This is a genomic window from Streptomyces sp. NPDC005262 (genome assembly GCF_042872425.1).
Lineage (GTDB): Bacteria > Actinomycetota > Actinomycetes > Streptomycetales > Streptomycetaceae > Streptomyces.
On record NZ_JBIAKK010000012.1, the window covers coordinates 138839 to 163280 of the forward strand.

Below are 24442 nucleotides of genomic sequence, written 5' to 3' on the forward strand. Positions count from 1 at the left end.
AAGGTGCCTGGCCCCGCGTTTTTCGGGTGGGCGACAGGCAGGCCGCAGGCGCCGGGACACCGCGCCTGGCGCCCATATGTTCGGATGGGGGCACCGGTGACCGCACCGCTCCGGATAGGCTGGGCGGATGACGCGAGCCGAGCAGCCAACGGTCGTGAGCCCCACCTCCGACACACTTGCCGCAGACTCACGCGAGCGCGCCGTACGAGCCCTGTTGCGTGTTCCCCCGCTGAAGCGGTTGTGGAGCGCGCAGCTCGTCGGTGGAATCGGCGATGCACTCGCCCTTCTCGTGCTGGTGCTGCTGTCGCTGCAAGCGGCGGTCCTCGAGGGCTCATTCGGATCCGGATACCGCGGGGCGGCCTTTGCCGTCGCCGCTGTCTTCGGTGCCCGAATCCTTGCCACGCTCCTCTTCGGAGCCGTACTCCTGGGGCCGCTGACGGCGCTCACCGCGCCCGGCGGCCCGCTGGACCGGCGGTGGCTGATGATCGGAGCGGACGGGCTGAGGCTCGCACTGCTCGTGGTCGCACCGCTGTGGATCGACTGGGTGCCCGACAAGGCGCTCATGATGATCCTCATCACCGTCTTCGTCGCCGGCATCGGCGAACGGCTGTGGACCATCGCCAAGGAGAGCGCCGCGCCCGCGCTGCTGCCCGCCCCGCCCGCGGAGGGCGCCGCGGTACGCCCGCTGCCGGACCACCTCGACGCCCTGCGCCGGCTCTCCCTGCGTACGGACTTCGCCGCCGTTCCCGCCGCGGCGGCCGTCCTGCTGATCGCCACGCTCATCGGCAATCTGCTGGGTTCGGGGCTGGAGTGGTTCTCCTTCCACCAGGCGGCCCTCGGCTCGTACGTCGCGGCCGGGCTGTTCTCCGCCTCGATCTCCACCCTGTACTTCCTGGAACTGCCCGGTTCGCCGACGCCCCGCCCGCGCTCGCCCCTGGAGGGCCTGCGCCGGCCGTCCACGGCCGACGGCCCGGACAGGGGCCGTACCGGCGCCGTCCCGCTGATCGTCGGTGCCTGCGCGGCGGTCGCCGGAGCGATCGCCGCCGCGGCCGCGGTCGCCGCACTGCACGCGGCCGACCTCGGTGGTGGCCCCGTCACCTTCGCACTGCTGATCCTCGCCCTGACCGGCGCCACCGGGACGGGCATCCGAACCGCCGAGAAGGTGCTGCGCACCCTGTCGCGGCGCCGGCTTCTCGCGCTCGCCACAGCCGTCACCGGGGTCGCGCTCCTCGCGATGGGCCTGGTGCCGGACACGGCGACCGTGGTGCTCCTCGCGGTGCTCGCCGGATACGCGGCGGGTGTCGCCGCGTACACCGGGCACACGCTCGTGGACCAGGAGACCGAGGAGGTCCGCCGGGCCAGGACCACCGAGCACCTCCAGGCCGTCGTCCGGGTCCTGATCGCGCTCGGCGCGGTCGGGGGCCCGCTGCTGGCCGCTGCCATCGGCACGCACCGGCTGACCGCAGGTGACTTGGTCTTCGCGCACGGCGGCGCCGCCTTCGCCCTGATGCTCATCGGCGCCCTGCTGCTGCCGGTCGCCGCCATCGTCCTCGCCAGGACGGACGACCGGTCCGGAGTGCCGCTGCGCCGCGATCTGCGCGAGGCGCTGCGCGGCGGCGAACCGGCTGTGGCGCCCGCGGCGACGGGCTTCTTCCTGGTCCTGGAGGGCGGCGACGGGGCCGGCAAGTCCACCCAGGTCGAGGCGCTCGCCGAGTGGATCCGCGCCAAGGGCCACGAGGTCGTCGTCACCCGCGAGCCGGGGGCGACCCCGGTCGGCAAGCGGCTGCGTTCCATCCTGCTCGACGTGTCGTCGGCCGGTCTTTCGAACCGGGCCGAAGCCCTGCTGTACGCCGCCGACCGGGCCGAGCACGTCGACTCGCTGGTGCGTCCGGCGCTGGAGCGCGGCGCGATCGTCATCTCCGACCGTTACATCGACTCGTCCGTCGCGTACCAGGGCGCCGGCCGCGACCTGTCCCCGACCGAGATCGCCCGGATTTCGCGGTGGGCGACGAGCGGCCTCGTCCCGCATCTGACGGTGCTGCTCGATGTCGACCCGGAGACCGCGCGGGAACGGTTCACCGAGGCACCCGACCGGCTGGAGTCCGAGCCGCCCGAGTTCCACGCCCGGGTGCGGTCCGGCTTCCTGACCCTGGCCGCCGCCGACCCGACCCGCTATCTGGTGGTGGATGCAGGCCAGGATCCGGAGTCGATCACCACTGTCGTACGTCACCGGCTCGACCAGCTCCTGCCGCTCTCCGAGGCCGAGATCAAGGCCCAGGCGGAGGCGCGCAAGGCGGCCGAGGACGAGGCCCGGCGCAAGGCCGAGGAAGAGGCCGCCCGTAAGGCGGAGGAGGAGCGACTGGAGCGCGAGCGCCAGGAACAGCTCGCCAAGCTCCGCGCCGAGGAGGAGGAGCGTCAGCGCCGCGAGCTGGAGGAGGCGCGGCAGCGCGAGGCCGAACGGCAGGCGGAGGAAGCCCGTCGACGGGCTGAGGAGGCCCGCAGGATCGCCGAGGAGGAGCGGGTCAGGCGGGAGGCCGAGGAGCAGGCCCGCGAGGCCGAGCAGGCCCGGCTGCGCAGGCAGGCCGAGGAGGAGGCCAGGCTCCGCAAGGAGGCCGAGGCGCGGCGGCTGGAGAAGCAGCGCAAGGCCGAGGAGGCTCTGCTGCGGGCCGAGGCGGCCCGGCGGCAGGCGGAGGCCGAGGCGGCTTCGGCTGCGGCGGCGGGGGCTGCCCGAGCGGGGTCCGCGTCCGTCCCGGACAACGAGCTGACGGTGCCGACGCCGGTGGTCGGCCCCAACGAGGTGACCCAGGCGGTGCCGTCGCCGGTTGCCACACCGTCGCCCGAGGCCGAGACGACGATGCTCCCGAAGATCTCCGACGAGACAGACCGTTCCGAGCGGTCGGAGCGTCCTTCGGCACGGGACGCTGCGGGCGCCGCGGACGAGACGACCGTGCTTCCGCCGGTCAGGGACGTACGGGAGGCTCGTGACGAGCACCCGGCGGACCGGGTTCCGCGTGGCATCTTCCGTGACGAGCACGCAGCGGAGAGGGAGAACGAGCGCACCCGGGAGCTGCCGCAGTTCAGCGATCCGCACGCCGCCCCGCACGCTGCCGAGGAGCGGCGGCCGCACGGCCGGCGTCCTCGTCCGGACTGGGCCGAGGAGACCCCGCTGGACGATCTGCCGACGCTGGCGGACGAGCTGCTCGGTGATCACGACAACGACGACGAGGACCCCGGCACCTCCGGACGCGGCCGCCGCCCGCGCCGCTGAGCGAAGCCCGCTGACGGGGCTCCGGCCGGATCCCCGGCCGGAGGCCCGGGGCCCGGGGACGGACCGGATCGTCGGGATTGTCAGACCCTTCCCCCACAATGGGAAGCCGGAGCCCGTACACGACCACCGGAAGGGCGGTGACCCATGTCCGTATGGGACGACCTGGTCGGCCAGGACCGAGTGCAGGAGCAGCTCGGCGCCGCCGCTCAGGACGCCGATGCGCTGGTCACCGCAGTCTCTGCGGGGGAGGAGGTGCCGCCGGGGTCGAGGATGACCCACGCCTGGCTCTTCACCGGACCGCCGGGCTCCGGGCGGTCCACCGCCGCCCGCGCCTTCGCCGCCGCCCTCCAGTGCACCAGCCCGGACCGCGCGCTGGGCGGCGCACCGGGGTGCGGCTTCTGCGACGGCTGTCACACGAGCCTGGTCGGTACGCATGCCGACGTCGAGGTGGTCCGCACGGACCTGCTCTCCATCGGGGTGAGGGAGACCCGCGAGCTGGTCCGCCGCGCCCAGCTCTCCCCGGCCGTCGGCCGCTGGCAGGTGATCATCCTGGAGGACGCCGACCGGCTCACGGAGGGCGCGGGGAACGTGCTGCTGAAGGCGGTCGAGGAGCCCGCGCCCCGCACCGTGTGGCTGCTCTGCGCCCCCTCCCTCGAAGACGTGCTGCCCACCATCCGGTCCCGCTGCCGTCATCTCACGCTGCGCACCCCGCCGGTCGACGCCGTCGCCGATGTGCTGATCCGGCGCGACGGCATCGATCCGGAGCGGGCCGCGTCCGCCGCGCGCGCCACGCAGGGCCACATCGGCCGGGCCCGCCGCCTCGCCACCGACGAGAAGGCCCGCGCGCGCCGCGCGGCCGTGCTCAAGCTCCCGCTCAGGGTCGACGACATCGGCGGCTGTCTGAAGGCGGCCCAGGAGCTCATCGACACCGCTGCCGACGATGCGAAGCAGGTCGCCGAAGAGGTCGACGTCAAGGAGACGGAAGACATGAAGGCCGCGCTCGGCGCGGTCGCCGGAGGCCGGATGCCGCGCGGCACGGCGGGGGTGATGAAGGAGCTGGAGGACAAGCAGAAGCGCCGCAAGACCCGCACCCAGCGCGACAGCCTGGATCTGGCGCTCACTGATCTGACCGGCTTCTACCGTGACGTACTGGCGCTCCAGCTGGGTTCGCAGACCGCGCTCTCCAATGGCGATGTCCGGGACTCACTCGACCGGATCGCCCGGTCCTCCACACCCGAGCGCACCCTGCGCCGGATAGAGGCGGTGATCGCCTGCCGCCGGGCGCTGGACCGCAATGTGGCGCCGCTGCTCGCGGTGGAGGCGATGACGATGGCACTACGCGCAGGCTGACCCGGACTTCCGACACGAAGCTCCGGCATCGATCGCCGACACGGATCGCCGGCGCGGATCGCTGATTCATCCGATTGGGTAATGAATCGGGTGAGTCGTCGCATGGAGGCTACGCTCCGAGGATGGACACCAGGCGCCTGCTCCGTACCTTCGGCACCCTGCTCGGCACTGCCGGCCTACTAATCTCCGGCTGCAGCAGCGGCAGCTCGACGACGAGTGCGTCGAGTTCCGCGTCTGCTGCGCCCAAGGGGCTCCTGTCGTACTACACACAGCATCTGACCTGGCGGGACTGCGGCGTCTCCGGCTTCCAGTGCGCCACCATGAAGGCGCCCCTCGACTACGCGAAGCCGGGCGCCGGCGACATCAAACTGGCCGTCTCCCGCAAGAAGGCCACCGGCCCGGGCAAGCGGATCGGCTCCCTCCTGGTGAACCCGGGCGGCCCCGGCGGCTCGGCCGTCGGCTACCTCCAGAGCTACGCGGCCGCGGGCTACCCCGCCCCGGTCCGCGCCCGCTACGACATGGTCGCCGTCGACCCGCGCGGCGTCGCCCGCAGTGAACCCGTCGAATGTCTCACCGGTCCGCAGATGGACGCGTACACCCAGGTCGATCAGACCCCCGACGACGACGCCGAGGTCACGCAGCTGAGCGACTCGTTCCAGAAGTTCTCGGGCGGTTGCGAGCAGCGCTCCGGCAAGATCCTCCCGCACGTCTCCACCGTCGAGGCGGCCCGCGACATGGACATCCTGCGGGCGCTGCTCGGTGACGAGAAGCTGACGTATGTAGGGGCGTCGTACGGCACCTTCCTTGGTGCGACGTACGCCGAGCTCTTCCCTGCCCGGACCGGCCGCCTCGTCCTCGACGGTGCGATGGACCCGTCGCTCTCGTCGCTCGAGATGAACCGCGACCAGACCGCGGGGTTCGAGACCGCATTCCAGTCCTTCGCCGCGGACTGCGTGAAGAAGTCGGACTGCCCGCTCGGCACCGCGTCCACCGCCGATGCCGCCACCCGACTCGAGCAGCTCTTCGCCGACCTCGACGGCAAGCCCCTCCCGACCGGCGAGACCCGCAAGCTCGGCGAGTCCCTCGCCACCATGGGCGTCGTCGCCGCCATGTACGACGAATCGTCCTGGCCCCAGCTCCGCGAAGCCATCAAGGGCGCCCAGGCGGGCGACGGTTCCGGCCTGCTGGCCCTCGCCGACAGCTACTACGAGCGTCAGCCGAACGGCACGTACGCGAACCTGATGGCCGCCAACGCAGCCGTGAACTGCCTCGACTCGCCCGCGGCCTTCGCCGGCCCGAACGCCGTCATGCAGGCCCTCCCCAGCTTCGAGGAGGCGTCCCCGGTCTTCGGCAAGGCTCTCGCCTGGGCCTCCCTGAACTGCGCCGGCTGGCCCGTGGGCGCCACCGGCACCCCGCACCGCATCAAGGCGAAGGGCGCTTCCCCGATCGTCGTGGTCGGTACCACCCGCGACCCGGCCACCCCGTACAAGTGGGCCCAGTCCCTGGCCGGCCAGCTGTCCTCCGGAAGGCTCCTCACCTACGAGGGTGACGGCCACACGGCGTACGGCCGCGGCAGCGACTGCATCGACACGGCGATCAACACGTACCTCCTGAACGGCACCCCGCCCGCCGCCGACAAGAGGTGCTCCTGACTCCCCGATCCGCCGAACCTCCCCCCTGACCAGCGGATACGGCTCCGGGGGAGGGCGGTACGGAGCACTCTCCGAAACTGTGTAGACTTGGCGACGCCGCTGATCGCACCATGGTGCGACGGGGCGCGCCGCCTTAGCTCAGTTGGCCAGAGCAACGCACTCGTAATGCGTAGGTCTCGGGTTCGAATCCCGAAGGCGGCTCAGAGAAACCCCAGGACTCACTCGCCGTGACCTGGGGTTTTTCCCTTTTGTGGACGTGACGTCGAGGTCCGGCGTGGCGGCGGCCGCCGCAGGGCGACAACAGCGACTGATTCTTTCCGCTTCCTCTCTTGTACTACGGACAAATGAGGAGGAAGCTAGCTAATACACCAGCCAACCAATGAGAGCCGCACCGTCGATGAAGACGTTCGTCGACCGAGTGACACCCATCTCGGCGACTGGCTAGGCTCCCGGGAGAGCAACGCATTGGCATCGGAGTCGTCAGCGACGACTGACGCTTACGGACCGATGTGGGGCACCGGGAGCCACCGTCTGTCCGGCTCCGTCTCCGTAGTGGCGCCAGAATTTGAGCAACCCCAGAACTCACTCGCGTGTGATCTGGGGCTTTTTCTTTTCCCGGTTTCCCGGGGTGGGCGTCGGGAACGCGTTGATCTCGGCGCCGGGCTGTCGCTCGGGCGTTTAGGGGCTCAGCCGGCCAGTTCCCCGATCAGGTCCGCGGCCGGGTCGATGAGGGCCAGTTCGTCCGGGCTCAGGTTCGAGTCCGCCGCGCGGCGGCGCTTGGCCTGGGCGAGTTGGGTAGCGGGGACGCCTCCGTGGTCGGCGAGGTGCGGGAGCAGGACCTTGAGCAGGGAGCGGGCGCCCGCTGCCGACGGCGACGCGGGGCCCACCGCCACCTGGGCCAGGATCAGCGACGACATGGCCCGGTCCAGGGCCGGCGGACCTTCCGCGGTGGTCCGCCAGTCGATCACCACCGGGCCGTCGGGCGTCAGCATCACATTGTCCGGGTGCAGGTCGAGGTGGAGGATCCGGTCCTCCGGGTCCTGGGAGACCCTGGCCGGGATCGTGTGCAGGTCGGTGAGGAGGCCGGCGAGCATGGCGCCGCCCTCGTCCTCGGCGAGCGCGCCGGAGAGCAGCGACTCCAGCATCGTCGGGCCGGTCAGACGCTGCAGCACCAGTTCGGAGGGGGTGGCGTCGGCCGGGCTCGGGCCGACGCGGGGGACGGGGTAGCCGCACGCCGAGAGGTAGGACATGACGGCGAGTTCCGGTGTGGCATCGCTGCTGTCGCGGTACCGGCGGAGGACCCAGGCCTCGTCGATCGCGTACACGTCGGCAGAACGTCCCGTACCCAGCAGTTGGCCTATTCGCATGAGGGGAACCTACTGGTGCGGTCCTCGGCCGGGGAGATCTCCCACGCATATCGGAGGGGCCCATAACGCGAAGTGAGGGACCGCTCCAGCCGTTGTCGCTGCGGTGTCGGCAATTCCCGCCGGCGCCCTTGGCCGCCACCGTGGTCACCGGCGCGCTGGCTCCTTCGGGCCGGCGCCCGGCATCGCGTCCGCCGACCCGGCCTTCCCTCGTCTTGCATGGCTCACGGCGCCGGGACGAAAGCGTTCCCGGTCCGGGCCGTTTTCCGCGGAGTAGCCTGGGAATGTCGAGAACGTTCCGTACGCCGGTTCGTCGGGCTGCGTCGTTCCCGGCGATTCTTGTTCTTTCGGCCTGCGCGTGCGAAGGGGGCCGTCTCTTATGGACACCTTGATCATGGCGGCGGTCGTCGTGGCGATGATCGCGCTGACCGCGTTCTTGATTCATCTGCTCAACGCGCGGCACCGGCATCAGCATCTGCGAGCGGTGCATTACGACCACGGTCTGGCCGGGTTCGGCGGCTTCGGGGGGCCGGGCGCGAGTACCGGGCGTGTCGTACCGCCGGTGGAGACCGTGCAGCCCGCGCCATCCATGCGGAAGCCCGCGCCATCCTTGCGGAAGGGCGAACCACGGGCGGCCGCTCGGCCCGGTGGTTCCGGTTCCCGTTCCGGGAAGTGATGGATGGTGACGGGGAGTGGCATCTCCTGAGCGGTCCTACTTGGCGTCGGAGTAGCGCTCCACGATCGCCGTCGTGAAAGGGAAACGCACCGGCGTCTCGCCGAAGGCGGTCCGCCCTGCCCGCTCCCCGGCGGCCCGGATCGCCTCCACCACCGTATCCGCCTCCTCCTGGGGGCAGTGCACCATCACCTCGTCGTGCTGGAAGAAGACCAGCTCGGCCCGGAGACCGGCGGCCGTCAGGGACTGGCGCAGCGCGGCCAGGAACAGCAGTGCCCAGTCCGCGGCACTGCCCTGCACCACGAAGTTGCGGGTGAAGCGCCCGCGCGCGCGGGCGTTCGACGAGGCATAGCCCGGGGTGAAGCCGTCGTCGCCGGACGACTGCTCGTCGCTCTCCTGCGGGATACCCGCCTCGTCGTCGTCCCCGCTCCCGGCGGCCGGCGGGCTGGTCCGGCCCAGCCAGGTCCGTACGAGACGGCCCTCCTCGCCTTCCTTCGCCGCGTCGTCGACATACGCGACGGCCAGCGGGAACCGGCGCCGCAACGCCGCCAGATTCTTCAGGCCGTCGCCCGACGTCTGGCCGTAGATCGCGCCCAGCAGCGCGATCTTGGCATGGTCGCGGTCGCCGTGGAACGCGCGGTCCGACAGCGCCGTATAGAGGTCGCCGTCGTGGCCCGCCACCTCCATCAGGCCGCGGTCGCGGGAGATCGCGGCCAGCACCCTCGGCTCCATCTGATCGGCGTCGGCGACGACCAGCCGCCAGCCGTCGTCGGCGACGACCGCCTGCCGGATCACCTTGGGGATCTGCAGCGCCCCGCCGCCGTTGGTCGTCCAGCGGCCGCTGACCGTGCCGCCCGGCTGGTACTCGGGGCGGAACCGGCCGTCCCGCACCCAGTCCTGGAGCCAGCTCCAGCCGTGCGCCGTCCAGATCCGGTACAGCTTCTTGTACTGGATCAGTGGCTCCACCGCCGGATGGTCCAGCTCCTCCAGCTCCCATCGGCGGGTCGACTTCACCTTGATGCCGGCCTGCGCGAATGCCTTCACGACGTCGGCGGGGAGGTCGGGCCGGACACGGCGACCGAACGCCGCGGACACCTCGTCGGCCAGCTTGGCCAGTCTGCGGGGTTCGCCGCCGCCGGCGTAGCGCTCGCCCAGCAGGTCGTGCAGCACGTCCCGGTGCACGTCGGCCCGCCAGGGCAGGCCGGCCCGGTGCATCTCCGCGGCGACCAGCATGCCGGCCGACTCGGCGGCCGTCAGCAGGCGCATCCTGCCGGGGTGCGCGGTGGCGTCGTGGCGGCGCAGCTGTTCCGCGTAGACCTGGAGGAGCGCCTCGAACGGGATGTCCGTGCCGGACGGCGGCTCGAAGAGGGAGGACTGCGAGCCGGGTTCGGCGGAGCGGGACGGGGGATCCCGAGGCACGGGAGCGTTACGGAGGCGGGCATGGGCTGCTGCGGCTGAGCGAGGCTCGCCGAGCCGTCCCTCGTGTGCGAGAAGGAGCGACTCGGCGACTTCGATGTCGTAGCAGCGGCTGACCCGTACGCCCGCCGCCAGCAGGCGTGGGTAGATCTCGGCGGTCGACCGCCAGACCCAGCGGGTGACGTCCGGGCGGGAACGGACGGCCTCCACCAGGTCGGGCTCGGTGTGGAACGGGGCCGCGGGCAGGCCGGTGGGGGCCAGCGGGGCGAGGTGGGCTCCGCCGGTCTCTGTGGCGGTCAGAGCCCAGCGCTCGGTCATGCGTTTGAGTTTGGCAGGTGGGACTGACAGCGGGGGTGGGGCTGCGGGGCGGCCCCGCACGGTCCCACCAGAAGACGCTTCTTCCCGAACCGGGGCTTCCCCGGGCGGACCTCCAGTCCTTGATCACCTGATGGGCTGAGGGGGAGCGGCGATTCACCCGTGCCGGACGGCCTTCGGCGCCATGGCCGCCGCCACCGCGACCACTGCACAGGACCCGGCCGCACCCCCCACGACCGGCCACTGGACCGCCACCGTGACCGGTGCGGACAGCGTGGCGAGCGCGGCGCCGAGCCCGGCCAGATTCACGGCGGTCACGGCCAGGCCGAGCACCGTGCCGAGCCCTACCGCGAACAGCGTCTCCCCGGCGACGACCCCGAGCACCTGCGGCCGGGTCGCCCCTGCGAGGCGCAGTGCGTTCAGCTCCGCGGACCGTACGGACCCCGCCATCAGCAGGGTGTTGGCGAGCGAGAGTGCCGTGTACACGAGGGCGATGCCCAGCACCACGATCAGGCCTAGCCGCGTCTGCGGGCTCGTGCGTGGATGCGTCGCGGCCAGCCACTGATCCGTCGACCGCACCGTCCCCCCGGTGTCGCGCAGGGCGGCTGTGACCGCCACCCTGTCCGCGCCGGGGGCGAGGCGTACGTCGATCCGGTCCACCGGAGCCGTCGGCGCGTTCGCCGCCGTGACGTACGCCCCGTTGTTCCCCGTCCCGATGGCCAGTACCGCCGCGATCCGCAGTGACACCGGGCGCCCGTCGCCGAGCCACACCCGTACCGTCGAGCCGACCGTGTGCCGCTCCCACTCCTCGTTCACGACGATCGAGCGGTCGTCGAGATCGCGCAGGTCGCCCGCCACCACCGGCAGCCGCTCGACGGCCGCCAGCGCCTTCGCGTCGTCCACCGCCCGCGCCTGCGATCCGATGAGGGCGGTGCCCTCCTCCCGTACGAAGACCGCGGTCGACGCCGACGCGGACAACGTCGCCCCGGGAACCGGGCGCGCCTCCAAGTCCTTCGAGCCCCTCAGGTCCTCGCCTGTCACGACCAGATCGGCCCGGGTGTGTTCGCGCGCCTCGGCGGCCTTCGCCTGCGACACCGTCATCGCGGAACCCAGCACCGAACCGGCGAGTGCGACCGTGATCAGGACCGGAGCGGCCACCGCGGCGGTGCGGCGCAGGCCCGCGGCCGTATTCGCCTGTACGAGCATCCCCACCGCCCCGGGAAGACGGAGCAGCCGGGTCGACGGACGTACGAGCAGCGGCGCGAGCAGGGCCGCGGCCGTGATCAGCACCATCGGCTGGGTGGTGTACGTCTTCCGCTTCAGTAGCCCGGACGCATCCGTGACCAGCGACTTCGTCATCAGGAACGCGGCGCCGACGAGCAGTGCGAAACCCAGCAGCCGGCGTACCGGTGGCAGGACGCCCGTGTCGACGTCGGCCTCGCGCAACGCCTCGGCCGGGCCGGTCCTGCCCGCTCGCCGCGATGCCGCCCATACGCCCGCCAGCGCCACGGCCGGGCCGGTCCAGAAGGCCGCGTGCAGTGGCCAGGCCACGGGGTGGATGGTGAACCAGGAGGGCGCCGCCCCGCCGTCGACCAGCAGTCGCGCGAGGTGCGGTGCGCCCCAGCGGCCCAGTACGCACCCGGCCGCCGAGGCGAGCGTGCCGACCACGGCCGCCTCCGTCAGCAGCAGCCGCCGCAGCTGGCCGGGGGTGGCGCCCGCCGTGCGCAGCAGTCCGAACTCACGGCGGCGCAGTGCCACCGCGAACGCGAACGTCGATGCGACGACGAAGACCGAGACGAATGCGGTGATACCGGCCGCCGTGCCGAGCAGCGCGTTCACGGTCAGCAGCGCCTCGGCGTCCTGCTCCGTCGCCGGGTCGGCGCGGCGGCGGTCGTCGCCGGTGAGGATCTGGGCGCGGTCGCCGACGACGCGGCGTACGTCGGTGACGGGGGCGTCCACGCCGACGGCGTCCGGCCCGCCTCCGCGGGTCGTCTGCCGTCCGGCCAGGGTCAGCGGGCCGAGCGCCCGTAGGTCGCTCAGGAGTTCCCTGTCCACAGGGTGTGGATGAGCGAGTCGCTTCGTGACCTGCGCGGTGGACACTCCGCGCCGCACCGGTACGGTCAGCGTGTCGTTGCCCATCACCACCACCCGGGAGGCGGCGAACCGTTGCGGCTCACGGTCGGGGGCGTCGAACGTCGAGGCCAGTCCCAGCCCCATGGTCGCGATCAGCCCGACGCCGAGCGCGAGGGCGACGAAGGTGCCGATGAGGGTGGTCCAGCGGGTCCGCAGGGCGGCCAGGGCGACGGTCAGCACGACGCCTCCGTGCGAACGGGAAGGAACGGGGCCGTCCGGCTGGAGGTCTTCTGCGGGCTGCCTGTTCGTCCTTCGGCCGTCCGGGTCGCGATCCGTTCCGCGGTGAGGCCGGTCAGGTCGTCCGCCACCTGCCCGTCGACCAGGAAGACCACCCGGTCCGCACAGGCCGCCGCCACCGGATCGTGCGTGACCATCACGATCGTCTGCCGCTCCCGGTCCACCAGTTCGCGCAGCATCACCAGCACCTGCCGGCTCGTCGCGGTGTCCAGCGCGCCGGTGGGTTCGTCGCCGAAGAGCACCGCGGGCCGGGTGATCAGCGCCCGTGCCAGCGCGACCCGTTGCTGCTGGCCGCCGGAGAGTTCGGTGGGCCGGTGGTCCGCCCGGTCGGCGAGACCGACCCGGGCGAGCGAGGCACGTACGTCGGTACGGGACGGGCGGCGGCCGGCCAGTCGCAGCGGCAGCGCGACGTTCTGGGCGGCCGTCAGCGAAGGGACCAGGTTGAACGACTGGAAGACGAAGCCGATCCGGTCCCGGCGCAGCAGCGTGAGCCGGCGTTCACTCAGTCCGGTCAGCTCCGTGCCGCCCACCTCGACGCTGCCGGACGTCGGCCGGTCGAGTCCGGCCGCGCAGTGCAGGAGCGTCGATTTGCCGGAACCGGACGGTCCCATGACGGCGGTGAAGGTGCCGGGGCGGACGGTGAGGTCGACGCCACGGAGGGCGTCGACGTCACCGTGGACGCGTCGTACGGAGCGGAGCCGCACGGCGTCGGTGGCATCGGTGGAGTCGGTCGCGGGGGCGGAAGTCATGCTTTCGATCGAACCGTGGCAGGACCCGCCGGACACGACCACCAGAACCCGTCTCCGGGGTAGGGCCAGGCGTACCCCGGAGCCCGGCCCTGCCTACCCTGACCTCATGGAACCGGTGATCGACCAGGCATTCGCGGCAGCCCTCTACTCGGACGGCGACGCCGGTCTCGACACCGGTGCCTCCCTTCTCGCCGCCGACCCGACGGCGGATGCGGAACTGTTCCGGCGCGGCGAGGAGTTCGTCCGGCGCGCTTGGGAGCGCGGCTGGCAGCCCGCGGACGTCGTGCGGATCGTCCGCCGCGAACTCGACGAGACGCGGGCCGGGCTCGCCGCCGACCTGATCACCACGGAGACCGGACGGTACGAGCAGTTGCCGTCCCGCTGGGGGGCCCAGCTCGCCGAGCTTCCCGCGCCGCCGCCCCGGAACCGGCCCGACCGGTTCTCGTACGCCTCCGCCCTGCTCGGTCTCTACCGGCTGCTGCTCCGGCTCCCCGCGATCGAACCGGTCGGCCCGCCGCCCGGCGCCACCGGCAACCGGCTCCGTCTGCCGCCCGCCCACGACGAACCCCGCATGCTGACCCGGATCCGCGCCCTGCTCGCGAAGGCGGAGGCGACCGGTTTCCCGGAGGAGGCGGAAGCCCTGACCACCAAGGCGCAGGAGCTGATGGCCCGGCACTCCATCGACGAGGCCCTTCTCGCCGCCCGTACGCACAGCAAGGAGGCGCCGGGCGCCTGCCGGATCGGGGTCGATGCCCCGTACGAGACGGCGAAGGCGATCCTGCTCGACGCCGTCGCCTCGGCCAACCGCTGCCGCGCGGTGTGGAACAGCGACCTCGGCTTCTCGACGGTCGTCGGCTTCGAACCGGACCTGGAGGCCGTGGAACTTCTCTACACCTCCCTGCTGGTCCAGGGCACGGCGGCGATGGCGAAGGCCGAGGCGGGGCAGCGGGCCGGCGGACGCAAGCGGACCAAGACGTTCCGTCAGTCTTTCCTGATGGCGTACGTCCAGCGGCTGGGCGCTCGTCTCGCGGCCGACACCGCCCGGGTGACCGCGGCCTCGGTCTCGGAGGAGGGGGCTGCCGCCGGCGATCTGCTCCCGGTCCTTGCGGCGCGGGACGTGGCGGTCACGGACGCCGCGGACCGGATGTTCCCGGAGACGACGAGCACCCGGGTGCGCGGAGTGTCGGACGGCGAGGGCTGGGCGCACGGTACGGCTGCCGCCGACCGGGCCCGGATGGGTGAGCGGAGGCCGGGCATCGACGGCTCCCGGTAGCGGGTGCGCGCGTATGTGACACGTCGCAGCCGGGTGCCCGTCATGGTGATGCGGCCCGAGTTCTCCCAGACGTACGCACGTTCCGTGGCCCGGTTCGGTGGCACCGTCGTCCAGGCCGCCCACCCGGGCGTGGGTGGGGCGCGGCACGTGAGGCGCTGGCACAGTGGGACGAGGAGGACAGCCTGCACGGGCAGGCGGCCGACCCGGTCGTGCGGAAACGGGGCCGGTCTGCTGCTGGAAACCCTGGAGGAGTCCTCCCGCGGCCTGGACGGCTCCGCGTCCGGCACTGCCGGAGTCGGCTGTGCCGGACGGAACTGAACGACCGACCGTCCGGCCCCGTACGCGGTCCCGCTTCAGGACTCGGCCCTGTACCGGCGACGGGCACTCAGGGGGTGGGCAGGCCCGGCAGCCCCGTCGGCAGCGCACCCGGATCGGTCTTGGCCAGGGTGTCCTTGCCGCCCGCGTCCCACGACACGGTGATCGTCTTGCCGTTGTCGGACTCGATGGATCCCATGGTGCGGTCGGTGTTGCCGTCGGTGCACTTCAGCTCCAGCATCACCTTGCCCATGTCCTTCACCTCGCCCGAGCAGACATGGGCGTCCGCGACCAGCGCCGCCTTCCCGGATGCGACGGACAGGGCGACGGCCTTGCCGTCGGTCATCCCGGCCCAGGTACCCTCCAGCGCCGAGGCGTCGGTCCCGGAACCGCTGTCGCCACTGTCTTCGGAGTCGCCGCCGCCACCGGTCGCCGACGTCTGCCCGTCGGTGGCGCCCTTGCCCGAATCACTCTTCCCGCTGTCACTGCCGCAACCGGTCAGAGTGACCGCGGCGATCAGACCCGCGACGAGGACGGCGCCGATGCGTCCAAGCTTCTGCACGTGAATTCCCCCTTGTTGACGAAAGACCGCGCAAAACTACCAGGGAGCGCGGAGCGGCTCACGGCGCAGCGCATGGGGCTACTTCCGGGCAACTGCGCTGAGCGGGAGCCAAATAGACGGTCCGTTCGTCTATCTCCCGTGAGGGCGGGCAGACGGGGAAGGTAAAGCTGTAATCAAAGGACCACCCCGCGTGCACGTGCATCTGCTCATGCATTGGCATATGAACACAGCTATGATCCGAGACAGTTGACACTTGCACCTTGCAACTCGGGGAGCGTCCTGTGCACCACGTGTACAACGGCATGGCGGCCACAGAGCTTCGCGGAGTCGTCTGGCAGAAGAGCAGACACAGCAACTCACAGGGATCTTGCGTGGAGTTCGCAAAACTGCCCGGCGGGGATGTGGCGATGCGGAATTCCCGCCATCCCGACGGGCCCGCCCTGGTCTATACGCCGGCCGAGATAGAGGCGTTGCTGCTCGGCGTGAAGGACGGGGAGTTCGACCACCTGATAGCGGGACACTGACCGTCGCGCCCGCGTGAGCGGTCACGGGCCCCGCGCACGGGCCCCGGGTTCGTGGGTGTCACGCGTCGCCGGCCAGCCGGAACAGCGCCCAGACCACCTTGCCGCGCAGCGCCGGCGCCCCCGCCGACAGGTTCTCCGCGCCCGGCACGGGGGACAGATGCCAGCCCCAGCTGTCGCTGAACGACTCCACCAGGAACAGTCCCCGGCCCGACTCCGCGGAGTCCGGTGCCTCGCCGGCGACAGGGCTCTTCTGGCTGGGGTCGCGCACCGCGCAAACCAGTCGCGAGGTCCAGCGCATCAGGTGCAGCCGTACGGGAGGGTCCTGGGGGTCTCTCGGAGCGTCCGCCGGCAGTGCGTGCCGCAGGGCGTTGGTGACGAGTTCGGAGACGACGAGCGCGACGTCGTCGAAGCGGTCGCTCAGCTCCCACCGGTTCAGCGTCGCCTTGGTGAACTGCCTGGCCCCGCCCACGGCTTCGTACCGGGCCGGAAGGGTGCAGGTGGCAGATCCGGAGACGGCTGAGGGATCGATGGGGGGAAGCCCCTGCCGTAACGGCTCGAGCATCGTCGATCCATTCGTCCCCATGCGAGGCACTCCCGGGATTCGCGGCTGTAGCGGTACTGCGGTGGTACAGCGGCACAACACGAACGAGCACGCAGGTGCGCGGGGTCCATGGTTCCGAATGCGCTGGGCAGATGCAAGGGCAGATGCACGTGCACGCGCCGGACCTGTCCGATCCCGTGCCGGTTCTTGCTCATTTCTTCCTACGGGCAGTTTCATGGCTTTCTGGAAGTCTTCTCATTTCCGTAATCGAATGAGTACGGGCTGAAGCGTTTTGATGGCAGAATCCGGCTCTTGGGGTTCAGGGGGAGCCCCGATGCCCAGGAAGCGATGGGGAGGGTTGGACCAGTGGCGGCAGGCGAGTCGAGTGGATCTGTGGTGCGGCGCATCCTGCTGGGCTCACAGCTCAGGCGGCTGCGCGATTCGCGCGGCATCACCCGCGAGGCGGCCGGCTACTCCATCCGGGCTTCCGAATCGAAGATCAGCCGCATGGAGTTGGGACGGGTGAGCTTCAAGGCCAGGGACGTCGAGGACCTGCTCACGCTCTACGGCGTCACGGACGAGGTGGAGCGCGACTCCCTTCTGGGCCTGGCCCGCGAGGCCAATGTGGCGGGGTGGTGGCACAGTTACGGAGATGTGCTGCCCGGCTGGTTCCAGACGTACATCGGCCTGGAGGGGGCGGCCTCGCTCATCCGGATCTACGAAGTCCAGTTCGTCCACGGTCTGTTGCAGACCGAGGCCTACGCCCACGCCGTCGTCTCCCGTGGCATGCGCGGTGCCCCCGCCGCCGAGATCGACCGCCGGGTCGCGCTGCGGCTGGAGCGGCAGAAGGTCCTCGTCTCCGAACGGGCGCCGCGCTTCCATGCCGTGCTGGACGAGGCCGCGCTGCGCCGCCCGTACGGCGAACGCGAAGTGATGCAGGCGCAATTGCGGCATCTGATCGAAATGTCGGAACAGCCGAACATCACGCTTCAGGTGATGCCCTTCAGTTTTGGCGGGCATGCGGGCGAGAGCGGTTCCTTTACGATGCTGAGTTTCCCGGAATCCGATCTGTCGGACATTGTCTATTTGGAGCAGCTGACAAGTGCGCTCTATCTGGACAAGCGCGAGGAAGTCGCTCAGTACGAAAAGGCCATGGCGCGGCTCCATCAGGACAGTCCGGGTCCTGAAGAGAGTCGTGATCTGCTCCGCGGCCTGCTCCAACTGACCTGAGACATCAGTACGATGACGCCTCAACAGGAGTCTGCACCTGCAGTAAGGGATCGCATGTCCTTCTTCAATGAGCTGGCCAACCAGTACATCGACGGTGAGTGGCGGACCGGTACCGGCTCCTGGGACATCATCGATTTCAATCCGTACAACGGCGAAAAGCTCGCCGCGATTACCGTCGCCTCCGTGCAGGAGGTCGACGAGGCCTATCGCGCCGCCGAGCGCGCCCAGCGGATCTGGGCCGACACCAATCCCTACGAACGCCGCCTCGTCCTCGAACGCGCCCTGCGCATCACCGATGAACTCACCGAGGACATCATCGGCGCGATCATCGACGAGCTGGGCGGCACCCGGCTCAAGGCGGAGTACGAGATCCGCTGCGCCAAGGACTTCCTGCGCGAGGCGATCCAGCAGGCGCTGCACCCCGAGGGCCGGATCCTGCCGTCCCCGGTGGACGGCAAGGAGAACCGCGTCTACCGGATTCCCGTCGGCGTCATAGGTGTGATCAGCCCCTTCAACTTCCCCTTCCTGGTGACGATGAAGTCGGTCGCGCCGGCCCTGGCGCTCGGCAACGCGGTCGTCATCAAGCCCAACCAGAACGCTCCCGTGGTCGGCGGCGGACTGATCGCCAAGATCTTCGAGGAGGCCGGGCTGCCCGCCGGGCTGCTCAACGTCCTGGTCACCGACATCGCCGAGATCGGCGACGCGCTCATAGCGCACCCCGTACCCAAGGTGATCTCCTTCGCCGGGTCGGACCGGGTCGGCCGCCACGTCGGCGCGACCGCCGGCGGACTCTTCAAGCGCGCCGTTCTCGAACTCAGCGGCAACAGCGCCCTGGTGGTGCTGGACGACGCAGACATCGACTACGCGGTCGACGCGGCGGTCTTCAGCCGCTTCGTCTACCAGGGGCAGGTCTGCATGGCCGCCAACCGCATCCTGGTGGACCGCTCCGTCGCGCCGGAGTTCACCGAGAAGTTCATCGCCAAGGTGGCCGCGCTCAGGACCGGCGACCCGCGGGATCCGGCCACCCAGATCGGCCCCGTCATCAACACCTTCCAGGCCGACGCGCTGACCGCCCTGGTCGACCAGGCGATCGCGGAAGGCGCCACGGCGCTCGTGCGGGGCCGTACCCACGGCAATCTCGTCGCGCCCACGGTCCTCGCCGGGCTGCCGGACGACTCCCCGCTGCTGGCCCAGGAGATCTTCGGCCCGGTGGCGCTGCTGATGACGTTCGACGGCGAGGAGGACGCGGTACGGATCGCCAACGACTCCCGGTACGGGCTGAGCGGCGCCGTGCACACGGCCGACGCCGAACGCGGAGTGCGGTTCGCGAAGCGCATCGTCACCGGGATGTTCCACGTGAACGACTCCACCATCCAGGACGACCCGCTGGTGGCCTTCGGCGGCGAGAAGTTCTCCGGATCGGGGCGGCTGAACGGCGATGCCACCGTGGAGGCGTTCACCACCCAGAAGTGGATCTCGATCCAGCACGGCCGGACCGAATTCTCGCTCTGACGCCGCCTGTTGAGGACGGAAGCTGTCCGCAAGGGTCCGTAGCTTGGTCGGTGTCAGGAAGACACCGGGCGCAAGCCCGAACGGTTCCGAAGGGCGGACACCATGGTCACTCACGTTCCCGCAGAGGCCCACGGCGACGAGCGCGGCGCGCTCCTCTCCTTCGTCGAGGCGCAGCGCGGCGCGATCCGGCGCTCGCTGATCGGGCTGACCGAGGAGCAGGCGGCGAGCCGGCCCAGCGCCAGTGGGCTCTCCCTCTCCGGGCTGCTCAAGCATGTCGCCGAGACCGAGCTGAACTGGCTGCGTCTGGCCCAGCAGCGCCCCAACGAGAAGGCCCGCACCGAGGAGACGTGGGCGGACAGTTTCCGGCTGGTCGGGGACGAGACCGTCCCGCAGATGCTGGAGCTCTGGGCGAAGGTGGCGGCGGAGACCGAGGAGTTCATCCACTCGGTGGAGAGCATGAACGACACGTTCCCGCTGCCCGAGGCGCCCTGGTTCCCGAAGGACCAGAAGTGCTCGATGCGCTGGCTGCTGGTCCATCTCGTCGAGGAGATCGCCCGGCACGCCGGGCACGCCGACATCATCCGGGAGTCCCTGGACGGCCGTACCGCGTTCGAACTGGTCGCGCAGGAGGCGGGCTACCCTAGTCAAAGTTGAGTAGGAAGGGTGAGTGGATGTCCGCGATCCGGCTGCTGGTCCTCGGAGCGGTGCGACAGCACGGCCGGGCGCACGGCTATCAGGTCCGCAACGACCTGGAGTACTGGGGCGCCCACGAGTGGTCCAACGCCAAGCCGGGCTCGATCTACCACGCCCTGAAGCAGATGGCGAAGCAAGGGCTGCTGGTCGCCCATGAGACCGCACCCAGCACCGCCGGCGGCCCGCCCCGCACCGAGTACGAGATCACCGAGCGGGGCACCGAGGAGTACCTCGCGCTGCTGCGTGCCGCGCTGACCGCGTACGACCAGAAGATGGACGTGCTGTCGGCGGGCATCGGCTTCATCGTCGACCTGGAGCGGTCCGAGGCGGTCGCGTTGCTGAAGGAGCGGGTGGCGGGGCTGGTGGCCTGGCGGGCCTCGGTCACCGAGTACTACACGCCGGAGGACGGGCCCGAGTCGCTGGGCCACATCGGCGAGATCATGAACATGTGGGTCCACTCGGCCGACGCCGGGGCCGAGTGGACGCGAGGGCTGATCGCGCGGATCGAGGGCGGCGCGTACACCTTCGCGGGGGAGGGCGACCCGTTCGTCGGCGTACTCGCCGACGGCGAGGAGAACCCGTACGCGACCGGCGTTCCGGACCCGGGGGACAACGACTAATCAAGTTTGACGAATGAGGGAGCCGCAGTTATCTTCTGCATCTAGTCAAGTTTGACTAGGGGCCTTGACGGCGAGAGGGTGTGGCGATTTTGACCGACGCGATCGTTCTCGAAGATGTGCACAAGAGGTACGGGGGCAAGCGCGCCCTGGACGGCCTCGACCTCAGGGTAGGCCGGGGCACGGTGCACGCCGTGCTCGGTCCCAACGGCGCCGGCAAGACCACGGCCGTACGCATCCTGTCGACGCTGCTCCGGCACGACGGGGGCCGGGCCGAGGTGGCGGGGTTCGACGTGAGGAGCCGGGCCGGCGAGGTCCGGCGACGGATCGGGCTGCTCGGGCAGAACGCGGCGGTCGACGAGGAGCTCGGCGGCCGGCAGAACCTGGAGATGTTCGGCCGGCTGTACCACCTGGGCGCACGCCGTGCGGGCGTGCGGGCCGACGAACTGCTGGCCCGCTTCGGGCTCGCGGACACCGGCCGAAAGGCGGTCAGGGAGTACAGCGGCGGTATGCGACGGCGTCTCGATCTGGCCGCCTCGCTGATCACCGACCCCGAGGTGCTCTTCCTGGACGAGCCGACGACTGGACTCGACCCGCGCGGGCGGGCCGAGGTGTGGGCGGCGGTGCGTTCGCTGGTCGGCGGCGGCACGACCGTACTGCTGACCACGCAGTATCTGGAGGAGGCCGATCAGCTCGCGGACCGGATCTCGGTGATCGACGCCGGACGGGTGGCCGCGGAGGGCACGGCCGACGAGCTGAAGGCGCTGGTGGGCGGGGATCGGATCGATGTCGTCGTCCGTGACGCGGCACAACTCGCCGCCGCGGCGGGGCTGCTGACGGACGGAGCCGTCGTGGATGCGGACCGGAGGCTGATCGGAGCGCCCGCGGGGGACCGGATGGCGACGCTGACCCGGACCGTACGGGCCCTGGAGGAGGCGGGCATCGAGGCGGAGGACATCGCGGTGCGCCGCCCCACCCTGGACGAGGTGTTCCTGTCCCTCACCGGCAGGAAGGCGGACGACTCGGAGGTGGCGGCATGAGTGCGGTCGGTACGGGAACGGCCGGTACGGGCGCGGTGCCCGCGACCACGATCGGCTGGGCCGCGGCCGATTCATGGACGATGACCCGGCGCGAACTCGCGCACTGGGCCCGGCAGCCGGTGCAGATCGTCGTCGGCCTGGTGTTCCCCGTGATGCTGCTTCTGATGTTCAACTACCTGGTCGGCGGCGGGCGGGGCGTCGACGGCGACAACACCGAGTTCCTGGTGCCCGGCATGCTCGCGCTGACCATGGCGTTCGGTCTGGAGTCGACCATGCTCGCGGTCACCCAGGACCTCACCGAAGGAGTCATCGACCGGTTCCGCTCCATGCCGATGGTGTCCGGTTCGGTGCTGGTCGGCCGGAGCGTGGCGGACATGCTCCAGTCGGTGGCCGCGCTCGCCGTGATGATCGGGGTCGGGTACGCGGTCGGCTGGCGCTGGCACAACGGGGTGGCGGCGGCGCTGGGTGCGGTCGGGCTGCTACTGCTGCTGCGGTTCGCGATGCTGTGGATCGGCATCCAGCTGGCGATGGTGGCCGGGAGGCCGGAGATGGTGCAGGCGGTGCAGATCCTGGTCTGGCCGGTCGGCTTCCTCTCCAACGTCTTCGCCGCGCCGGAGTCGATGCCGGACTGGCTGGGCGCGGTCGTCGAATGGAACCCGATGTCGGCGACGGCCACGGCGGTGCGCGACCTGTTCGGCAACCCCGGCGGGGCCGGGGGATCCTGGGCGGCGGATCACGCCGGACTGCTCGCGGTGGTCTGGCCGGTGGCGCTGATCGCGGTCTTCCTTCCGCTTGCGGTGAGGCGGTTCGCGCGGCTGAGCCACTGACCCGAATCCGATCCGGACCACCGGCGCCGGCTTGCTCCTCGGTCAGTGGTGGAAGGCCGTCGCGACCTCTCGGTCATGACTCAACGGGTGCCGCTGGCCGCGTAGTTCGGGCAGCAGCAGGCGGAGGTCCTCCAGCAGCAGTTCCGCGAGGTCCGAGGAGAAGCCGTTGCGGCACACCACCCGGAGCACCGACAGATCCTGCCGGTTGGCGGGGAAGGTGTACGCGGGCACCAGCCAGCCGTTCTCGCGCAGCCGCCGCGACACGTCGAAGACGTCGTACGCCTGCACTTCGGGGGCGGTCGTCAGGGCGAAGACGGGCAACTCGTCACCCCTGGTGAGGAGGTGGAAGTCGCCCAGCTTCTCGATCTGGGTGGCGAGCCCGCTCGCCACATCGCGGGAGGCCTGCTGAACGGCGCGGTAGCCGTCCCGGCCCAGCCGCAGGAAGGTGTAGTACTGCGCCACCACCTGCGCACCGGGCCGGGAGAAGTTCAGCGCGAACGTCGGCATGTCGCCGCCCAGGTAGTTGACCCGGAAGACGAGCTCCTCGGGGAGATCCGAGGGCGAGCGCCACAGGACCCAGCCGACGCCCGGGTAGACCAGTCCGTATTTGTGGCCGGAGGTGTTGATGGACGACACCCGGGGGAGCCGGAAGTCCCACACCAGGTCCTCGTCCAGGAACGGTGCCACCATCCCGCCGGACGCGCCGTCGACATGGACGGGGATGTCGAGGCCGGTGTGCTCCTGGAGAGTGTCCAGGGCCGCGCAGATGTCGGCGATGGGCTCGTACGAGCCGTCGAAGGTGGAGCCGAGGATACCGACCACGCCGATGGTGTTCTCGTCGCAGAGCTCTGCGGCGGCCTGCGGGTCGAGATGGAAGCGTCCGCCCTCCATCGGGACCTGCCGGGCCTCGACCTCCCAGAAGTTGCAGAACTTCTCCCAGCAGACCTGCACATTGATGCCCATGACCAGATTGGGCTTGGCGGTCGCCGGATAGCGGTCGGCGTTCCTGGTCGCCCAGCGGCGTTTGAGCGCCAGGCCGGCGAGCATGCAGGCCTCGCTGGAGCCCGTGGTCGAACAGCCCACCGTCGTCGTGGGGTCGGGGGCGTTCCACAGGTCGGCGAGCATCGCCACACAGCGGCGTTCCAGCTCGGCGGTGCGCGGGTACTCGTCCTTGTCGATCATGTTCTTGTCCCGGCACTCGCCCATCAGCACCCCCGCCTCGGGCTCCATCCAGGTGGTGACGAAGGTGGCGAGATTGAGCCGGGAGTTCCCGTCGAGCATCAGCTCGTCATGGACCAGGCCGTACGCGGTCGAGGGCGGCAACGGTCCGTCGGGCAGCCGGTGCCGGGGCGGCGCGGACGTCATCCCGGCCGTCGGATCGGCCTCTCCGAAGAACGGGTTCAAGGCGCGTCTGCGCCGCTCTTTGGACGGTTCCTTGTCGCGATTCGAACCTTTGTGGAGAGGCATCGGCGGACAGCCCTTCTCAGCTCATGGCGGCGATGACGGTGGCAGCGGCCTGCTCGGGTCAGTTCCCGACCGCGAGGCCGGACTTGATGGCGCGGGTGAACTTCACGACCCGCTCGGCCTGAACCCGGGCCGCGGTCAGGGTCTGCTCGCCGACCGGGATCTCGCCCTGCCCGGCGACATGCGAGGTGCCGTAGGGATTGCCGTCGACGAACTTCGTCGGGTCCGTGTAACCGGGGGTGACGAGGATGCCGCCGAAGTGATGGATCGAGTTGTAGAGCGCCAGCAGCGTGGACTCCTGACCGCCGTGCGGGGTGCTGGTGGAGGTGAAGCCGCTGTAGACCTTGTCCGCGAGATGGCCCGCCTGCCAGAGGGCGCCCAGCCGGTCCAGGAACTCCTTGAGCTGGGCGGCGACATTGCCGAACCGGGTCGGCGACCCGAAGATCACGGCATCCGCCCAGATCACGTCGTCCTTCGAGACCTCGGCGATCCCGGCGGTCGCCTTCGCGTTGGCGGCCCAGGCCGGGTTGGAGTCGATGGCCGCCTGCGGCGCGAGCTCAGCCGTCTTGCGCAGCCGTACTTCCGCACCTGCCTCCCCCGCGTACTCCGCGATGGCCTCGGCGATGGTCGCGACGGTGCCGGTGGCGGAGTAGTAGATGACGGCGACGTTGACAGGCGTGGGCATGA

At 70.8% G+C, this 24442-nt stretch carries 21 protein-coding genes and 1 tRNA gene; 14 read left to right on the top strand and 8 right to left on the bottom strand.

What is annotated here, in order from left to right:
• The first annotated feature begins 127 nt into the window (after positions 1-127).
• From tmk to ACFYP5_RS26800, 4 genes are all read left to right on the top strand, one after another.
• Positions 128-3268 carry a dTMP kinase gene (tmk, locus tag ACFYP5_RS26785; protein WP_389040744.1) on the top strand — a complete coding sequence of 1047 codons (3141 nt, stop codon included), beginning with the start codon at positions 128-130 and terminating at the stop codon, positions 3266-3268.
• Between the two features lie 144 nt (positions 3269-3412).
• Positions 3413-4618 (top strand): DNA polymerase III subunit delta', encoded by a 1206-nt coding sequence (locus ACFYP5_RS26790; RefSeq protein WP_389040746.1) that lies wholly within the window; start codon positions 3413-3415, stop codon positions 4616-4618.
• A gap of 122 nt (positions 4619-4740) precedes the next feature.
• Positions 4741-6270 (top strand): alpha/beta hydrolase, encoded by a 1530-nt coding sequence (locus ACFYP5_RS26795; RefSeq protein WP_389040748.1) that lies wholly within the window; start codon positions 4741-4743, stop codon positions 6268-6270.
• 127 nt (positions 6271-6397) lie between these two features.
• Positions 6398-6471, top strand: a tRNA-Thr gene (locus ACFYP5_RS26800).
• Between the two features lie 485 nt (positions 6472-6956).
• Here ACFYP5_RS26800 and ACFYP5_RS26805 read toward each other — a convergent pair.
• A complete protein-coding gene (locus tag ACFYP5_RS26805; RefSeq protein WP_389040750.1) occupies positions 6957-7637 on the bottom strand; it encodes a phosphotransferase in 681 nt (226 codons plus the stop codon).
• A gap of 376 nt (positions 7638-8013) precedes the next feature.
• Between ACFYP5_RS26805 and ACFYP5_RS26810 the strand changes: the two genes are divergently transcribed.
• Positions 8014-8310, top strand: coding sequence for a hypothetical protein (locus ACFYP5_RS26810; protein ID WP_389040752.1), 297 nt, complete (start codon positions 8014-8016; stop codon positions 8308-8310).
• Positions 8311-8346: 36 nt separating this feature from the next.
• Here the strand turns inward: ACFYP5_RS26810 and ACFYP5_RS26815 are convergent, their stop codons facing one another.
• The 3 genes from ACFYP5_RS26815 to ACFYP5_RS26825 form a co-directional block, all read right to left on the bottom strand.
• Complete coding sequence (locus tag ACFYP5_RS26815) at positions 8347-10041, bottom strand: bifunctional 3'-5' exonuclease/DNA polymerase (RefSeq protein WP_389040754.1); 1695 nt, start codon at positions 10039-10041, stop codon at positions 8347-8349.
• A gap of 153 nt (positions 10042-10194) precedes the next feature.
• Positions 10195-12351, bottom strand: a complete 2157-nt coding sequence (locus ACFYP5_RS26820; RefSeq protein ID WP_389040756.1) for an FtsX-like permease family protein — start codon at positions 12349-12351, stop codon at positions 10195-10197.
• Positions 12345-13157: an ABC transporter ATP-binding protein gene (locus tag ACFYP5_RS26825; protein ID WP_389040758.1), complete on the bottom strand. Its 813-nt coding sequence runs from the start codon at positions 13155-13157 to the stop codon at positions 12345-12347. The genes ACFYP5_RS26820 and ACFYP5_RS26825 overlap by 7 nt, the downstream gene beginning before the upstream one ends.
• A gap of 106 nt (positions 13158-13263) precedes the next feature.
• Between ACFYP5_RS26825 and ACFYP5_RS26830 the strand changes: the two genes are divergently transcribed.
• On the top strand, positions 13264-14430 hold the full coding sequence (locus ACFYP5_RS26830; RefSeq protein ID WP_389040760.1) for a DUF2786 domain-containing protein: 1167 nt from the start codon (positions 13264-13266) through the stop codon (positions 14428-14430).
• A 15-nt stretch (positions 14431-14445) separates the two neighbouring features.
• Entirely contained in the window at positions 14446-14748 is a 303-nt protein-coding gene (locus tag ACFYP5_RS26835) for a hypothetical protein (RefSeq protein WP_389040909.1), read from the top strand.
• Between the two features lie 67 nt (positions 14749-14815).
• Here ACFYP5_RS26835 and ACFYP5_RS26840 read toward each other — a convergent pair whose 3' ends face one another.
• Positions 14816-15307: a hypothetical protein gene (locus tag ACFYP5_RS26840; RefSeq protein ID WP_389040762.1), complete on the bottom strand. Its 492-nt coding sequence runs from the start codon at positions 15305-15307 to the stop codon at positions 14816-14818.
• A 281-nt stretch (positions 15308-15588) separates the two neighbouring features.
• Here ACFYP5_RS26840 and ACFYP5_RS26845 point away from each other — a divergent pair, with 281 nt between their 5' ends.
• Positions 15589-15831 (top strand): DUF397 domain-containing protein, encoded by a 243-nt coding sequence (locus ACFYP5_RS26845; RefSeq protein WP_389040764.1) that lies wholly within the window; start codon positions 15589-15591, stop codon positions 15829-15831.
• A 58-nt stretch (positions 15832-15889) separates the two neighbouring features.
• On the opposite strand, the gene ACFYP5_RS26850 is transcribed toward ACFYP5_RS26845, so the two are convergent.
• Positions 15890-16393 carry an ATP-binding protein gene (locus tag ACFYP5_RS26850; RefSeq protein ID WP_389040766.1) on the bottom strand — a complete coding sequence of 168 codons (504 nt, stop codon included), beginning with the start codon at positions 16391-16393 and terminating at the stop codon, positions 15890-15892.
• A 327-nt stretch (positions 16394-16720) separates the two neighbouring features.
• Between ACFYP5_RS26850 and ACFYP5_RS26855 the strand changes: the two genes are divergently transcribed.
• From ACFYP5_RS26855 to ACFYP5_RS26880, 6 genes are all read left to right on the top strand, one after another.
• Positions 16721-17602 carry a helix-turn-helix domain-containing protein gene (locus ACFYP5_RS26855; protein WP_389040899.1) on the top strand — a complete coding sequence of 294 codons (882 nt, stop codon included), beginning with the start codon at positions 16721-16723 and terminating at the stop codon, positions 17600-17602.
• Between the two features lie 54 nt (positions 17603-17656).
• Positions 17657-19114, top strand: coding sequence for an aldehyde dehydrogenase family protein (locus tag ACFYP5_RS26860; RefSeq protein WP_389040768.1), 1458 nt, complete (start codon positions 17657-17659; stop codon positions 19112-19114).
• Between the two features lie 102 nt (positions 19115-19216).
• Positions 19217-19768, top strand: a complete 552-nt coding sequence (locus tag ACFYP5_RS26865) for a DinB family protein (protein WP_389040770.1) — start codon at positions 19217-19219, stop codon at positions 19766-19768.
• A 17-nt stretch (positions 19769-19785) separates the two neighbouring features.
• Positions 19786-20427 carry a PadR family transcriptional regulator gene (locus tag ACFYP5_RS26870; protein ID WP_389040901.1) on the top strand — a complete coding sequence of 214 codons (642 nt, stop codon included), beginning with the start codon at positions 19786-19788 and terminating at the stop codon, positions 20425-20427.
• Between the two features lie 89 nt (positions 20428-20516).
• Positions 20517-21464: an ATP-binding cassette domain-containing protein gene (locus ACFYP5_RS26875; protein WP_389040772.1), complete on the top strand. Its 948-nt coding sequence runs from the start codon at positions 20517-20519 to the stop codon at positions 21462-21464.
• Positions 21461-22291, top strand: coding sequence for an ABC transporter permease (locus tag ACFYP5_RS26880; RefSeq protein WP_389040774.1), 831 nt, complete (start codon positions 21461-21463; stop codon positions 22289-22291). Before ACFYP5_RS26875 ends, ACFYP5_RS26880 begins: the two co-directional genes overlap by 4 nt.
• A 42-nt stretch (positions 22292-22333) precedes the next feature.
• On the opposite strand, the gene ACFYP5_RS26885 is transcribed toward ACFYP5_RS26880, so the two are convergent.
• Positions 22334-23758 (bottom strand): glutamate decarboxylase, encoded by a 1425-nt coding sequence (locus tag ACFYP5_RS26885; protein ID WP_389040776.1) that lies wholly within the window; start codon positions 23756-23758, stop codon positions 22334-22336.
• 58 nt (positions 23759-23816) lie between these two features.
• The gene (wrbA, locus tag ACFYP5_RS26890; protein ID WP_389040778.1) at positions 23817-24440 is read right to left on the bottom strand and encodes an NAD(P)H:quinone oxidoreductase; all 624 of its coding nucleotides are present in this window, start codon (positions 24438-24440) and stop codon (positions 23817-23819) included.
• Positions 24441-24442: the final 2 nt, after the last annotated feature.

Bases quoted from the DNA above. Each gene is read 5' to 3' on its own strand.
- ACFYP5_RS26825 (WP_389040758.1), bottom strand. From the start codon at position 13,157: ATGACTTCCGCCCCCGCGACCGACTCCACCGATGCCACCGACGCCGTG.
- ACFYP5_RS26885 (WP_389040776.1), bottom strand. From the start codon at position 23,758: ATGCCTCTCCACAAAGGTTCGAATCGCGACAAGGAACCGTCCAAAGAG.
- ACFYP5_RS26830 (WP_389040760.1), top strand. From the start codon at position 13,264: ATGGAACCGGTGATCGACCAGGCATTCGCGGCAGCCCTCTACTCGGAC.
- ACFYP5_RS26850 (WP_389040766.1), bottom strand. From the start codon at position 16,393: ATGCTCGAGCCGTTACGGCAGGGGCTTCCCCCCATCGATCCCTCAGCC.
- ACFYP5_RS26855 (WP_389040899.1), top strand. From the start codon at position 16,721: ATGGGGAGGGTTGGACCAGTGGCGGCAGGCGAGTCGAGTGGATCTGTG.
- ACFYP5_RS26880 (WP_389040774.1), top strand. From the start codon at position 21,461: ATGAGTGCGGTCGGTACGGGAACGGCCGGTACGGGCGCGGTGCCCGCG.
- ACFYP5_RS26805 (WP_389040750.1), bottom strand. From the start codon at position 7,637: ATGCGAATAGGCCAACTGCTGGGTACGGGACGTTCTGCCGACGTGTAC.
- ACFYP5_RS26865 (WP_389040770.1), top strand. From the start codon at position 19,217: ATGGTCACTCACGTTCCCGCAGAGGCCCACGGCGACGAGCGCGGCGCG.
- ACFYP5_RS26790 (WP_389040746.1), top strand. From the start codon at position 3,413: ATGTCCGTATGGGACGACCTGGTCGGCCAGGACCGAGTGCAGGAGCAG.
- ACFYP5_RS26870 (WP_389040901.1), top strand. From the start codon at position 19,786: ATGTCCGCGATCCGGCTGCTGGTCCTCGGAGCGGTGCGACAGCACGGC.
- ACFYP5_RS26795 (WP_389040748.1), top strand. From the start codon at position 4,741: ATGGACACCAGGCGCCTGCTCCGTACCTTCGGCACCCTGCTCGGCACT.
- tmk (WP_389040744.1), top strand. From the start codon at position 128: ATGACGCGAGCCGAGCAGCCAACGGTCGTGAGCCCCACCTCCGACACA.
- wrbA (WP_389040778.1), bottom strand. From the start codon at position 24,440: ATGCCCACGCCTGTCAACGTCGCCGTCATCTACTACTCCGCCACCGGC.
- ACFYP5_RS26860 (WP_389040768.1), top strand. From the start codon at position 17,657: ATGTCCTTCTTCAATGAGCTGGCCAACCAGTACATCGACGGTGAGTGG.
- ACFYP5_RS26810 (WP_389040752.1), top strand. From the start codon at position 8,014: ATGGACACCTTGATCATGGCGGCGGTCGTCGTGGCGATGATCGCGCTG.
- ACFYP5_RS26815 (WP_389040754.1), bottom strand. From the start codon at position 10,041: ATGACCGAGCGCTGGGCTCTGACCGCCACAGAGACCGGCGGAGCCCAC.